At 74.7% G+C, this 14,386-nt stretch carries 1 protein-coding gene; it reads right to left on the reverse strand.

The features are described 5' to 3' along the window. Positions 1–4: 4 nt before the first annotated feature. Complete coding sequence (locus AB852_RS08760; RefSeq protein WP_073787547.1) at positions 5–14,311, reverse strand: type I polyketide synthase; 14,307 nt, start codon at positions 14,309–14,311, stop codon at positions 5–7. Positions 14,312–14,386 lie beyond the last annotated feature (75 nt).

Genomic DNA, 14,386 nt, shown 5'->3' on the forward strand with positions numbered 1-14,386 from the left:
TCTCTCAGGCCGTGCCGAAGTTGTTGTCGAGCAGGGCGAACAGCTCGTCCGCCGTCGCCGTCGCGGTGTCGTCCACCGGTCCGGGCGGGGGCGCCTTGCCACCTGTGGGAGCGGCGCGCTGTCCCCAGCCGCGCAGCAGCTCGTTCAGCCGCTCGCCGACCCCGTCGGCGTCTGCCTCTCCTGGCGGTACGGCCGCGAGGAGCGCGGCCAGCCGGTCCAGTTCGGCCAGCAGTGGCGAGGGCGGCTCGGACGTGGCGGAAAGCTCCGCGTCCAGGTATGCGGCAAGCGCGGCGGGGGTCGGATGGTCGAAGACGAGCGTCGGCGGGAGGGGCAGTCCGGTGGCCTCGCCCAGCCGGTTCCTGAAGCGCACCGCGAGCATCGAGTCGAAGCCGACCTCGGAGAAGGAGCGCTCGGGTCGCACCGGACCGGTCCCGGTATGGCCGAGGACTGCGGCGGCGTGGCCGGTGACCAGGTCGAGTACCGCTTGGCGGCGTGCCTGCCGGTCCAGCGGGGCCAACCGGGCCGCCAGTCGTGCGGCGGGTGCTTCGTCGTGCTCGTCCGTGGTCCCGACGGGCTCCGCCGCGGTCGCGACGGCGGCGGGAGCCCCGGTCCGGCCCGGGGTGGGCAGCCAGTAGCGGTCGCGCTGGAAGGGGTAGGTCGGCAGCGGGAGGGGTGGAGTGGCGTCCGGACCGGAAGCCTCCGTCCAGGGCGACCAGTCCACCGGGCCGCCGCCGCTCACCCATGCCTCGGTGAGTGCGGCCAGCAGCCGGTCCCGGCCGCCGTCACCGCGCCGCAGTGTGCCGACCGCCGACACCTCACGTCCGGCGTCCCCGGCCACCGCCTCGATCCCGGCGAGCAGCACCGGATGCGGGCTGACCTCGACGAACAGGGTGTGGCCCGCTTCCAGCAGGGTGCGGGTGGCTCCGACGAAGTCGACCGGCTCGCGCAGATTGCGGTACCAGTAGGCGGCGTCGAGCGATTCTCCCGCGACGGGCTCGCCGGTCACCGTCGAGTAGAGCGGGACGGCCGAGGCGCGTGGGCGTATCCCGGTGAGGGCGCCGCGCAGTTCGTCCTCGATCTCGGCGACCTGGGCCGAGTGGGCCGCATAGTCCACCGGGATCGCCCTGGCGCGCAGCCCCTCGCGGGCGCAGGCCGCCAGCAGGGCGGACAGGTCCTCCGGTTCTCCGGCGACGACCACGGCGTCGGGGCCGTTCACCGCGGCCACATGGACACGTCCGCCGTCGGGCAGCAGGCTCGCGGTCCGTTCGGCGGAGGCGGCGACCGACACCATGCCGCCGCGCCCGGCCAGCCGTAGCAGCGCCCGGCTGCGCAGCGCCACCACGAGCGCCGCGTCGTCGAGCGACAGGGCTCCGGCGACGCAGGCGGCGGCGATCTCGCCCTGGCTGTGTCCGACGACCGCGTCCGGGGTGATCCCGCTGTCGCGCCAGTGCGCGGCCAGCGCGACCATGACGGCGAACAGCACCGGTTGGACGACGTCCACGCGGTCGAGCGTCGGCGCGCCGGGCGCTCCGCGCAGCACCTCGGTGAGGGACCAGTCGGTGTACGGGGCGAGGGCGCGTCCGCAGGCGGCGATGGCGTCGGCGAACGCCGGCGAGGCGGTGAGCGCCTCCACGGCCATACCGGCCCACTGCGAGCCCTGACCGGGGAAGACGAAGGCGGTAGGGCCGCCGCGTACCCGGTCCCGCACCGCGTCGGGCGCGGGTTCTCCCGCGACGAGGGCGTCCAGCCAGTTGAGGAGCCCCGCACGGTCGCGGCCGGTCGCGGCCGCCCGGCAGGGCAGGGCGGGACGGGTGGTGGTGAGCGCGCGGGCCGCCTCGGCGGCGTTCTGGCCGGGGTTGGCCCGCAGTTGCTCCGCCAGTCGTCGTGCCTGGCGGCGCAGCGCCGCGGGGGTCATCGCGGAGAGCAGCCAGGGAACCTTCGTCGCCGTGTGTTCGGACGGTCCGTCGGACACGTCTTCGGGCGGCGGTGCCGAGCCGGTGGCGGGTGCTTCCTCCAGGATCGCGTGGGCGTTGGTGCCGCTCATCCCGAACGCGGAGACGCCGGCCCTGCGCGGCCGGTCCCCGTCCGGGGCGTCCCAGGGGCGGGTGCGCGCGAGCAGCCGGACCGCGCCCGCCGACCAGTCGACCCGGCTCGACGCCTCCTGGGCGTGGAGTGTGCGGGGGAGCAGGCCGTGCCGCAGGGCCAGCACGGTCTTGATGACCCCGGCGACCCCGGCGGCGGCCTGGGTGTGCCCGATGTTGGACTTCAGCGACCCGAGCCACAAGGGCCGTTCGGCGGGCCGGTCCTGACCGTAGGTGGCAAGGAGGGCCTGGGCCTCGATCGGGTCGCCGAGCACCGTACCGGTGCCGTGCGCCTCGACCAGGTCGACTTCGGCACCGGACACCCCCGCTGTGGCGAGCGCGGTCCTGATCACCCGCTGCTGCGCGGGGCCGCTCGGGGCGGTCAGTCCGTTGCTGGCGCCGTCCTGGTTCACCGCCGTGCCCCGGACCAGGGCGAGCACCGGGTGCCCGAGGCGCCGTGCGTCGGAAAGCCGTTCGACGAGCAGTACGCCCACCCCCTCGCCCCAGCCCGTGCCGTTCGCCTCTTCGGCGAAGGACCGGCAGCGGCCGTCGGGCGAGAGTCCCTGCTGACGGCTGAACTCCACGAAGACGTCCGGGCTCGCCATCACCGCGGCACCGCCGACCAGGGCGAACGAGCAGTCCCCCGCGCGCAGTGCCTGGCCGGCCAGGTGCAGCGCCACCAGGGAGGACGAGCAGGCCGTCTCCACGGTCACGGCGGGGCCGCCGAGTCCGAGGGTGTAGGCGACGCGGCCGGAGGCGACGCTGGTCACATTGCCGCTGAGCAGGTGCCCCTCGACCTCGTCGGACGGGTTCTGCGGTCCGGTGCCGTAGCCCTGGGCTGCGACGCCGACGTAGACACCGCCCTCGCTGCCGCGTACCGAGGCGGGATCGAGTCCGGCCCGTTCCAGCGCCTCCCAGCTGGTCTCCAGCAGTAGTCGCTGCTGCGGGTCCATCGCCAGCGCCTCGCGCGGGGAGATCCCGAAGAACTCCGCGTCGAACTCGGCTGCTCCGTCGAGGAATCCGCCGCCGGTGGTGTAGAACGTGCCCGGGTTCAGGGGGTCGGGGTCGTAGAGCGTGTCCAGCGGCCAGCCCCGGTCGGCCGGCAGCGCGGCGACCGCGTCCACTCCGTCGGCCACGAGCCGCCACAGGTCGTCGGGCGAGCGGACACCGCCGGGGAAGCGGCAGGCCATCGAGACGATCGCCAGCGGCTCGTCGGACGCCATGGGCCCGGGGACGGAATCCGCCGGGCGGTCGGCGGTGGCGTCCGTGTCGCTCAGTCCGGCGAACAGGTGCGCGCCGAGCTCGACGGCCGTCGGGTGGTCGAACACGGAGGTGAGCGGGAGCGGCAGACCGGTGGCCGCGACCAGCCGGTTGCGCAGTTCGACGGCGGTGAGCGAGTCGAAGCCCACCTCGCGGAACGGGCGGTCGGCCGCGAAGCCACCGGCCGACTCATGGCCCAGTACGGCGGCCGCCTCGCTTCTGACCAGTTCCCGCAGCAGCTTCCGGCCCTCGGGCACGGAGAGCCGCTCCAGCCTGAGGCGCCACGACGGGTCACCGTCCGCGCCCGGCCCGGCGGGAGCGTCCGCCGCCGGGGGCGGCGGGGCCGTCGGCAGCCCGCGCAGCAGCGCGCTCTCCCGTACCGAACCGAACGTCGGCGCGAAGCGGCTCCAGTCCACCTCGGCGACCACCGGTTGGCCCTCGTCCAGTTCCAGCGCCAGGCCGAGCGCGGCGAGCGCCGTCGCGGGGGCCATCGGCACCAGCCCGTGGCGGCGCAGGCCGTCGCCGACCGCGCCGTCCGCCATGCCCGCGCCGGACCAGGGGCCCCAGGCCACCGAGGTCGCCGTCAGTCCCCGGCCGCGCCGCGCCGCCGCCAGCCCGTCGAGATAGGCGTTCGCCGCCGCGTACACGCCCTGACCGCCGCTGCCCCAGGTGGCCGAGATCGAGGAGAACAGCACGAAGGCGTCCAGCTCATGGCCCTCCAGCAGGGCGTCGAGGTGCGCCGCGCCGCGTGTCTTGGCCGCCGTCCGTTCGGCCAGCTCCTCCAGGGCGCAGTCCGTGATCGCGCTGTCCGTGGTGAGCCCCGCGGTGTGCACCACGGCCCGTACGGTGTCGTCCTCGTCGCGCAACCGCTCCAGGATCCGCTCCAGTGCGCCCCGGTCGGCGACGTCGCAGGCCAGTACGGTGCTCCGGGCTCCGAACTCCGCCAGGGCGGCGACCAGCCCGGCGGCTCCCGGCGCCTCGGGGCCCCGGCGGCTCAGCAGGACGAGGTGCTCCGCGCCGCGCTCCGCCAGCCAGCGGGCGACCTGGGCGCCGAGACCTCCGGTGCCTCCGGTGACCAGTACCGTGCCGCGTGGCGTCCACGGCGTGGCCGCGGGGGTCGCGGGTGTCCGCGCGCGGACGAGGCGGCGGCCCAGCGGTCCCGGCGCGCGCAGCGCCACCTGGTCCTCGCCGTCCAGTCCGGCCAGCACCGCGCACAGCCCGTCCAGTGCCGGTTCGTCCAGCGGTTCCGGCAGGTCGACCAGGCCGCCCCAGCGTCGGGGATGCTCCAGTGCCGCCACCCGGCCCAGGCCCCATATCTGGGCCTGTTCGGGGCGGGCCGTCTCCGTGCCGTCCGCGGCCACCGCTCCGCGTGTGGCGCACCACAGGGGCGCGTCGATCCCGCTGTCGCCCAGTGCCTGGAGCAGCAGCAGGGTCCCGGTGAGGCAGGCGTCGAGCGTGTCCAGACGCGGATGGGTTCCCTCGGCGAGGCCCAGCAGGGACAGCACACCCGTGAGGGTGCCGAACTCCGGCAGCACCGAGGCCAGTTCCGCGCGTGTGGTGGCGGCCCCGACGCGGATGACCACCACGTCGGCGCCGTGTCCGGCGAGGGCCTGTTCGCAGGCGAGCGCGGTGTCCTCGGCCCCGGGTCCGTCCGGGGTGACCAGCAGCCAGCGACCGGAGAGCCGGGTGGACACGGGCGCGGTGAGCGGCTGCCAGTCGACGTGGTAGCGGTGGAGGCCGGCGGCGGTCGCGGACGCGCGACGGGAGCGCCAGGACGCGGGGACCGGGTCGAGGGCGGCCTCCGGCCAGAAACGCCGGCGCTGGAAGGCGTACGTGGGCAGGTCGACCCGCCGGACGTCGGTGCCGGTCCACCCCGCCGACCAGTCCACCGGTACACCGCGCAGATGCAACGAGGCGAGTGCCGTGCGGACCGCGTCCGTCTCGGCGCGGCCGTCACGCAGCAGCGGCACCGTCGCGCACTCGCCGGGGTCCGGGAGGCAGGAGTGCGCCATCGCGGACAGCACACCGCCGGGGCCGAGTTCGAGGAACGCCGTGGCGCCCTCGGCCCGCAGTCGGCGGGCTCCCTCCAGGAAGCGCACGGTGCCCCGGACATGGCGTACCCAGTGGTCCGGCGAGCGGAGTTCGTCGGCCGTGGCCGTCCGCCCGGTCAGATTGGAGACGATCTCGATCCCGGGCGCATGATAGGTCAGCGACTCGGCCACCTCCCGGAACTCGTCGAGCATCCCCTCCATCCGGGCGGAGTGGAACGCGTGGCTCACGTTCAGGGTCCGGGTGCGCCGACCGAGGGAGCGGAACGCCCCGGTCAGACGCCGCACCGCGTCGCCGTCACCGGACAGCACCACGGAGGTGGGACCGTTGACGGCGGCGATGTCCACCGTGTCCCGGTCCGTGCCCCGCCCCGCGGCGGCAGACCCGGCTCGGTCGTCCAGCAGCGCCTGCCGTGCCTCCTCCTCGGTGGCCTCCACCGCCGTCATCGCCCCGCCCCCGGGCAGCGCGTCCATCAGCCGGCCGCGGGCCGCCACCAGCGCACAGGCGTCGGGCAGATCCAGCACACCCGCCGCGTGGGCGGCGGCGAGTTCACCGATCGAGTGCCCCATCAGCAGGTCGGGCCGCACCCCCCAATGCTGGACGAGCCGGAACAGCGCCGTCTCCAGGGCGAACAGCGCGGGCTGGGTGTAGCGGGTGCGTTCGAGCAGTTGCGCCCCGGGAGTTCCGGGAGCGGCGAACAGGATGTCGCGCAGCGGACGGTCGAGGTGCGGGTCCAGTCCGGTGAGCACCTCGTCCAGGGCTGTGGCGAACACCGGGTCGTCGCGGTAGAGCTCCGCACCGGCCCCGGCCCGCTGGCTGCCCTGTCCCGGGAAGAGGAAGGCGGTCCGGCCGGGGCGTCCGGCGCCGCCGGTGAGCAGCGGGCCCGCCGCCGTGCCCCGCGCGAGGGCGGTGAGCGAGCGGCGGACGGACGCCGGGTCCCGTCCCAGGACTGCGGCGCGGTGTTCGAGAGGGGCGCGTCCCGTGGCCAGCGAGTAGGCGACATCCGCCAGTTCGACATCCGGGTCGGCGTCGAGCCGGGCCCGCAGGCGTTCGGCCTGTGCCCGCAACGCCTCCGGCGTCCTGGCCGAGAGCAGCAGCGGCACGGGCGGTCCGGTACGGCCGGCGGGGACGGTGGCCGTGGTGGCGGGTGCGGCGGGATTCGAGGGGGGCACGGGCGGAACGTCGGCGGGCTCCGCGGCGGGGCGGACCGGGTCGGTGGGGTCCGCGGGGGGTACGGCCGGGCCGTCGGTCCGGTCCGGGGAGGGGACGACCGCCGTGACGGGTGCCTGTTCGATGATCGCGTGCGCGTTGGTCCCGCTGATGCCGAAGGACGACACGCCCGCCCTGCGCGGGCCCCCGGTCTCGGGCCACGGGGTGCGCCCGGTGAGCAGGCGGACCTCACCGCCGGACCAGTCGACGTGCGGGTTCGGCGCACCGGCGTGGAGGGTGCCCGGCAGTTCGCCGTGCCGGATGGCCAGCACCATCTTCATCACCCCGGCCACACCGGCGGCCGCCTGGGTGTGGCCGATGTTCGACTTCACGGAGCCGAGCCACAGCGGACGGTCCGCCGGGCGCTGTGGCCCGTGGACGGCCTGGAGCGCCTGCGCCTCGATGGGGTCGCCGAGCCTGGTACCGGTGCCGTGGGCCTCGACCGCGTCGATCTGGTCGGCGCGCAACCCGGCGTCGGCCAGCGCGGCGCGGATGACCTGTTGCTGGGACGGGCCGTTGGGGGCGGTGAGCCCGTTGCTGGCACCGTCCTGGTTCACCGCGGTGCCGCTGATCAGCGCGAGGACGGGGTGGCCGTGGCGCAGGGCGTCGCGGTGGCGCTCCAGCAGCAGCACACCGGCGCCCTCGCCCCAGCCCGTGCCGTCCGCCTCCGCCGAGAACGCCTTGCACCGGCCGTCGGCGGCGAGTCCGCGCTGGCGGCTGAACTCCACGAAGAGCTTCGGTGTGCTCATCACGGTCACCCCGCCCGCGAGCGCCTGTTCGCAGTCACCGCGCCGCAGCGCCTGCACGGCCAGATGCACGGCCACCAGCGACGACGAGCACGCGGTGTCCACGGTGAGCGAGGGCCCCTGGAGGCCGAGGACGTAGGACAGCCGCCCGGACAGCACACTGGCCGTGTTCCCGGTCAGCAGATGGCCCTCGGATATCCCCTCGGCCCCCTCCAGCAGGGCGGAGTAGTCCTGGCCGTTGGTGCCGATGTACACCCCGACCTGCCGGTCCTTCAGCACGGTCGGGTCCTGGCCGGCCCCCTCGACGGCCTCCCACGCGGTCTCCAGGAGCAGCCGTTGCTGCGGGTCCATCGCCAGTGCCTCGCGTGGCGAGATCCCGAAGAACTCCGCGTCGAATCCGGGGGCGTCGTGCAGGAAGCCGCCCTGTCTGCTGTAGGTGGTACCGGCCCGGTCGGGGTCCGGGTCGTACAGGCCCTCGGTGTCCCAGCCCCGGTTCGACGGCCAGTCGCCGACGGCGTCGGTGCCCTCCGACAGCAGACGCCAGAAGTCCTCGGGCCGCTCGACCCCGCCGGGGAAGCGGCAGCCCATGCCGACGATCGCGATCGGCTCGTCGCGGCCGGACTCCCCCACCCCGTTCCCCTCGGCTCCGGCGGATGCCGCGCTCCCGCCCGTCGGGTCCGGGAGGCCCAGTTCGGCGAGCAGCCGGCCGGCCAGCGCCGACGGCGTGGGATGGTCGAACAGGACGGTGGCGGGCAGCGCGAGTCCGGTGGCGGCGGCGAGCCGGTTGCGCAGTTCCACCGCCGTCAGTGAGTCGAAGCCGAGCGCGGAGAACGCCACTGCGGGCCGGACCGTCCCGGCATCGGGGTGGCGCAGAACGGCCGCCGCGTGGGTGCGCACCAGCTCGGTGAGGGTCCGGACCCGGTCCTCATGGCGCGGCAGTACGGCGATCTGTTGCCGCAGGGTACCGGCGGAGCCGGCGTCCGGGGCCGACCGTGCGGCGGCGGGGTCGGGGACGGCCGTCGCCGTGCCCGGGGCCGGTATGCCGTCCAGCAGGGCGCCGGACCGCAGTCCCATGCCCGCGGCGAAGCGCCGCCAGTCGACATCGGCCACCAGGACCAGCGCGTCGTCCTCGGCGAGCGCCCGGCCGATCGCGGTGACCGCCGACTCGGGCTCCATCACCGGCATGCCGAAGTCCCGCAGCCGCTCGGCGACACCGTCCGCGAGCATTCCGCGCCCGGCCCAGGCGCCCCAGGCCACGGCCGTCCCGGGCAGTCCCGTGGCCCGGCGGGCGGCGACGAGCGCGTCGACAGCGGCGTTGGCGGCCGCGTAGTTGCCCTGCCCCGCGCTGCCCACGACGCCCATCACCGACGAGAACACCACGAAGGCCGACAGAGCGAGTCCCGCGGTGACCTCATGGAGGTTGCGCGCGGCGGTCAGCTTGGCGCGCAGCACGGCGGCGAGCCGCCCGGGGTCCAGGGCGTCGAGCACGCCGTCGTCCAGTACGCCCGCCGCGTGGACGACGGCGGACAGCGGGTACCGCGCCGGGATGTCCGCGACCAGCTCCGCCAGCGCGGCCCGGTCGGCGACGTCACAGGCCGCGAAGGCCACCTCGACGCCCAGCGCGGTCAGCTCCTCCCGCAGTTCGTCCGCTCCGGGTGCCCCGGCGCCGCGACGGCTGACCAGCAGCAGCCGCTCCGCCCCCTGGCCCGCGAGCCAGCGCGCCGTGTGCGAACCGACACCACCGGTGCCACCCGTGACGAGAACGGTGCCGTGCCAGTCCGTGCCGGGCGGCACCTGGGCGGCCGGGTCGTCCGTACGGGCCTTCGGCGGGGCCGGTGCGGCGGGCCGGAGACGGCGCCCATGGACCCCGGTGGACCGCACCGCCACCTGATCCTCGTCGGCGGCGGCTCCCGCGAGCACCGCGCACAAGCGGCGGGCGGCACGCGCGTCCAGCACCTCGGGCAGATCGACCGAGCCGCCCCAGCGGTGCGGGTGTTCCAGTGCCAGCGTCCGGCCCAGGGCGGCGGACGCGGCCTGGCCGACGTGTCCGGGCCGTTCCGAACCGCCCAGAACCGCCGTTCCCGTCGTCAGTGTCCACAGCGGGGCGCCGATCCCGGCGTCCTCCAGTGCCTGGGCCAGCGCGAGGGTCAGCGCCGGACCGCCGGGGAGGTCGGGGTGCTCGGGATGGGTGCGCTCCTCCCAGGACAGCAGCGACAGCACCCCGGCGATCGGCTGCTCCCCCACCTCCTTGGTGAGCAGCGAGGCCAGTTGCTCCCTACTGGTGCCCGGGTCGGCAACGACACACTGGAGCAGATCGGCCCCGGCGTCGCCGAGGGTGTCCAGGACGGCGGCCGCGGCGTCGCCTTCAGGACGCAGGGCGAGCCAGCGACCGACGAGACCGTCCACCGGAGCGATCGGGAGGGGTGACCAGGCGACGTGATAGCGCCAGGAGTCCGCCCGGCGCTCACGGGTTCTCGTGCGACGCCAGGTCGCCAGGGCGGGCAGGACTTCGTCCAGCGCGGCACGGCCGACCCCCAGCGCCTCGGCGAGCCGGGCGGGGTCCTGTAGTTCCAGATCGTCCCAGCGGTCCTCGGCGGGGGAAGCCGGGACGAGGGCGGGGGCAGTCAGCCAGTAGCGCCGGCGTTGGAAGGCGTACGTGGGCAGCTCCACCCGCCGGGCCCCGGTCCCCGCGTACAGGTGCTCCCAGTCGACCGGCGCGCCCTGCGCATACGCGTCGCCCAGCGCGAGCAGCAGCCGTTCGAGGCCGCCTTCCCCGCGCCGCAGTGTCCCCAGCACCGCCGCCTCCACACCCGCGGCCTCCACCGACTCCCCCACCGCCACCGCAAGCACCGGATGCGCACTCGGCTCCACGAAGAACCGAAAACCCTCCCCCAACAACGCACGCGTCGCCTCCCCGAACCGCACCGTCTCCCGCAGATTCCGGAACCAGTACGAAACGTCCAACGACGCCGTGTCCAACCAGCCACCCGTCACCGTCGAGAAGAACGGCACCGAACCCGACACCGGGGTGATCCCCGCCAGATCGGACAACAACTGTTCGCGGATCTCCTCCACATGCGCCGAGTGAGAGGCGTAGTCCACCTCGATACGACGCGCCCGCACCCCCCGCTCGACGAGCTGGTCGACCAGCGTCGTCACCGCGTCCGCGTCACCCGACACCACCGTCGACGACGGACCATTCACCGCCGCCACCGACAACCCACCACCCAAGGACGCGATCCGCTCCCGCACCACATCCACCGGCAACGGCACCGACGCCATGCCGCCGCGGCCCGCCAGCGCACCCACCGCACGACTCCGCAACGCCACCACCCGCGCCCCGTCCTCCAACGACAGACCACCCGCCACCACAGCCGCCGCGATCTCACCCTGCGAATGCCCCACCACCGCATCCGGCACCACACCGAACGAACGCCACACCTCCGCAAGCGACACCATCACCGCCCACAACACCGGCTGCACCACATCCACCCGGGCCAGCACCCCCGACCCGCGCAACACCTCCGACAACGACCAGTCCACATACGGCGCCAACGCCCGCTCGCACTCAGCCATCCGCCCCGCGAACACCACCGACCCGTCCAACAACCCCGCAGCCATCCCCACCCACTGCGAACCCTGACCCGGGAACACCAACACCGAACGACCCGACACCACCCCACCAGCACCGGTCACCACACCCGCCGCGGGCAACCCCCGCGACAACGCCGCAAGACCGGCCAGCAGCTCGTCACGGTCCGACCCGACCACCACCGCCCGCTCCGCGAAGCGCGAACGCCCCACCGCCAGCGAGTGACCGACATCCGCCACGTCCAACCCGGGCTCCGCCAGTACCCGCGCGTGCAACGCCGCCGCCTGCCCGCGCAACGCCGCACCGTCCCGCCCCGACAACGGCCACACCACCGCACCGGGCCGCTGGGCATCCGCCACCGGCACGGCCGGGGTCCCGACCGGCGCGGACTCCACGATCACGTGGGCGTTGGTGCCGCTGATGCCGAAGGAGGACACACCGGCCCGGCGCGGACGGCCGGTGTCCTCCCACGCACGGGCCTCCGTCAACAGCTCGGCCGCCCCCGCCGACCAGTCGACCTCCGGTGTGGGACCGTCCACGTGCAGGGTCTTCGGCATCACCCCGTGCCGCAGCGCCAGCACCGACTTGATCACTCCGCCCACACCGGCCGCCGCTTGGGCGTGTCCGATGTTGGACTTCAACGAGCCGATCCACACCGGGCGTTCGGCGGGGCGCCCCTGTCCGTATGTCGCGAGCAGCGCCTGGGCCTCGATCGGGTCACCCAGCCGGGTCCCCGTGCCGTGCGCCTCCACCATGTCGACCTCGGACGCCGCCAGCCCGGCGTCCGCCAGCGCCGCACGGATCACCCGCTGCTGCGACGGACCGTTCGGCGCCGTCAGGCCGTTGCTCGCGCCGTCCTGGTTCGTGGCGGAGCCCCGCACCACCGCCAGCACCGGATGGCCGAGACGCCGCGCGTCCGACAGCCGCTCCACCAGCAGCATCCCCACGCCTTCGGCCAGACCGAAGCCGTCGGCGGCCGCCGCGAAGGCCTTGCAGCGGCCGTCCGGGGCGAGACCGCCCTGGCGGCTGAACTCCACGAGCATGCCGACCGTGGACATCACCGTCGCACCACCGGCGAGCGCCAGCGTGCACTCGCCCGAACGCAGGGCCCGCACCGCCAGGTGCAGTGCCACCAGCGACGACGAGCACGCCGTGTCCACGGTGACAGCCGCTCCCTCCAGACCGAGGGTGTAGGCCAGCCGGCCCGACGCGACGCTTCCGGTGTTGCCGGTCAGCAGATGGCCGCCGGCGTCGGCGCCCTGTTCGAGACGGGGTCCGTAGTCCATCGTCATCGCCCCGACGAAGACACCGGTCCGGGTCCGTCGCAGGGTGGCCGGGTCGATCCCGGCCCGCTCCAGCACTTCCCAGGCCGTCTCCAGCAGCAGCCGTTGCTGGGGGTCCATCGCCAGCGCCTCACGCGGTGAGATACCGAAGAATTCCGCGTCGAACTCGGTGGCGTCGGCGAGTGATCCCGCCTCGCGCTGGTAGTACCGGCCCGGCGTGCCCGGTGCGGGGTCGTAGCGTCCGGCGGTGTCCCAGCCACGGTCGTCGGGCAGCGGCGAGACGGCGTCGGCACCGGCCGACACCAGTTCCCAGAGTTCGTCCGGACTGCTGACGCCGCCCGGGTAGCGGCATCCCATGCTGACGATCACCACGGGGTCGTCGTCCCGGGCCCGCGCCGGCACGACCGTGTCCGTGTCGCGGTCGGGCCGGTCACCGACGAGTTCGGCGCGCAGGTATTCGGCCAGGGCATCCGGGGTCGGGCAGTCGAAGACGGCCGTCGCCGGGATGCGCAGCGTCGTCGCCGCGCTGAGGCGGTTGCGCAGTTCCACCGCGGTGACGGAGTCGAATCCCAGGTCGAGGAAGGCCACATCGCCGGGCACCGGATCGGACCGCCCGGTCAGCGCGGCGATCTCTCCCGCCACCAGCCTTGCCAGCGCGGCGCGCTGCTCCGACGCGTCCATCGAGACCAGCTCCGCATGGAACGCGACGCCGTCGTCCCGCTGCCCGTCGCCGTCACCCGACGGGGTCATGTCCGCCGGGCCGGGCTCCGCCAGGGCCGCGAGCGGCAGTTCCCGCAGCTGGGCGCGCTGTCCGGCGAACAGCGCCTCCCGGTCCGGTGTCACACCGCGCACATACAGTTCACCGAGCGAGGTCAGGAACCGGCCCGGGCCGCCCTGGTCCCGGCGCAGCGTCCCGAGGACGGCGGCGCGCGATCCGTGCTCCCGCGCGGTGTCCGTGAGGGCAGCGGTCATCACGGTGTGCGGGCTGACCTCCAGCAGTACGTCATGGCCGTCCCGCAGCAGCTCCTCGGCCGCCTGCTGGAATCTGACGGTGCCGCGCAGATTGCGGCACCAGTAGTCGGCGTCCAGCACCGGGACGTCCAGTCGTCCGCCGGTCAGCGCGGAGTAGTAGGGCAGGTTCGGTGTGCGGGGCCGGATCGGCGCGAGGTCGGCGCGCATCCGGGGGACGATCGTGTCGATCTGGGGGGAATGGGCGGCCAGGCCCACCGCGATCCTGCGCGCGTGCACGGCGTCCGACGCGAGTTCGGCGAGCAGTTCGGCCGCGGCGTCGCGGTCGCCGGAGACGATCACGGACCGCGGGCCGTTGAGCGCGGCGACGACGAGGCGGCCGTCCCAGCGTTCCAGTCGTGGCGCCACCTCGTCGACCGGGGCCATGACGGAGACCATGTCCCCCTGTCCGGCCAGGGTCGCCTGGGCCTGGCTCCACAGGGCCACGACCCGGGCGGCGTCGTCCAGGGAGAGCGCGCCGGAGACCTCGGCGGCGGTGATCTCACCGACGCTGTGCCCGAGTACCGCGTCCGGTTCCACGCCGTGGGAGCGCCACAGCGCGGCCAGTGACACCGTCACGGCGAACAGCACGGGCTGCACCACGTCGGCCCGGTCCGCCGCGGGTGCGTCCGGCGCGTCCGGGTCGCGCAGCGCGTCCGTCAGCGACCAGTCGATGAAGGGTTCCAGGGCCTGGGCGCACGCGTCCATCCGGTCGCGGAACACCGTGGACGTGTCGAGCAGGTCCACCGCCATCCGGGGCCACTGGGCGCCCTGTCCGGAGAACACGAAGGCGACCCGCCGGTGGGGGCCCCCGGTCCCCTCCACGAGACCGGGCATGCTCCTGCCGTGGGCGAGCGCGTCCAGCCGCTCCAGGAATCCGTCACGGTCCTGCGCCACCAGCGCGGCCCGCCTGCTTCCCTCAGCGGCGCGGTGGGCGAGGGTGAACGCGATGTCCCGCGGGCTCCAGTCGTCATGGCCGGCCAGGTACGCGCGCAGCTCGCGCGCTCCGGCCGCCAGCGATTCCCTGCCGCCGCCGGCCAGTGTCCACAGCAGCGGTGATCCCGTACCGGTTGGGTGCGCCATCGTGTCTCCGGACTCCTTCACGCCGAGCAGGACCATCAGTCACCGGACCTCGCGGACGCCCGCTTCCGTGGGCCG

Source organism: Streptomyces uncialis, assembly GCF_001905345.1.
Lineage (GTDB): Bacteria > Actinomycetota > Actinomycetes > Streptomycetales > Streptomycetaceae > Streptomyces > Streptomyces uncialis.

Excerpts from the sequence above, each read along its gene's own strand:
- AB852_RS08760 (WP_073787547.1), bottom strand. The coding sequence starts at position 14,311 with ATGGCGCACCCAACCGGTACGGGATCACCGCTGCTGTGGACACTGGCC.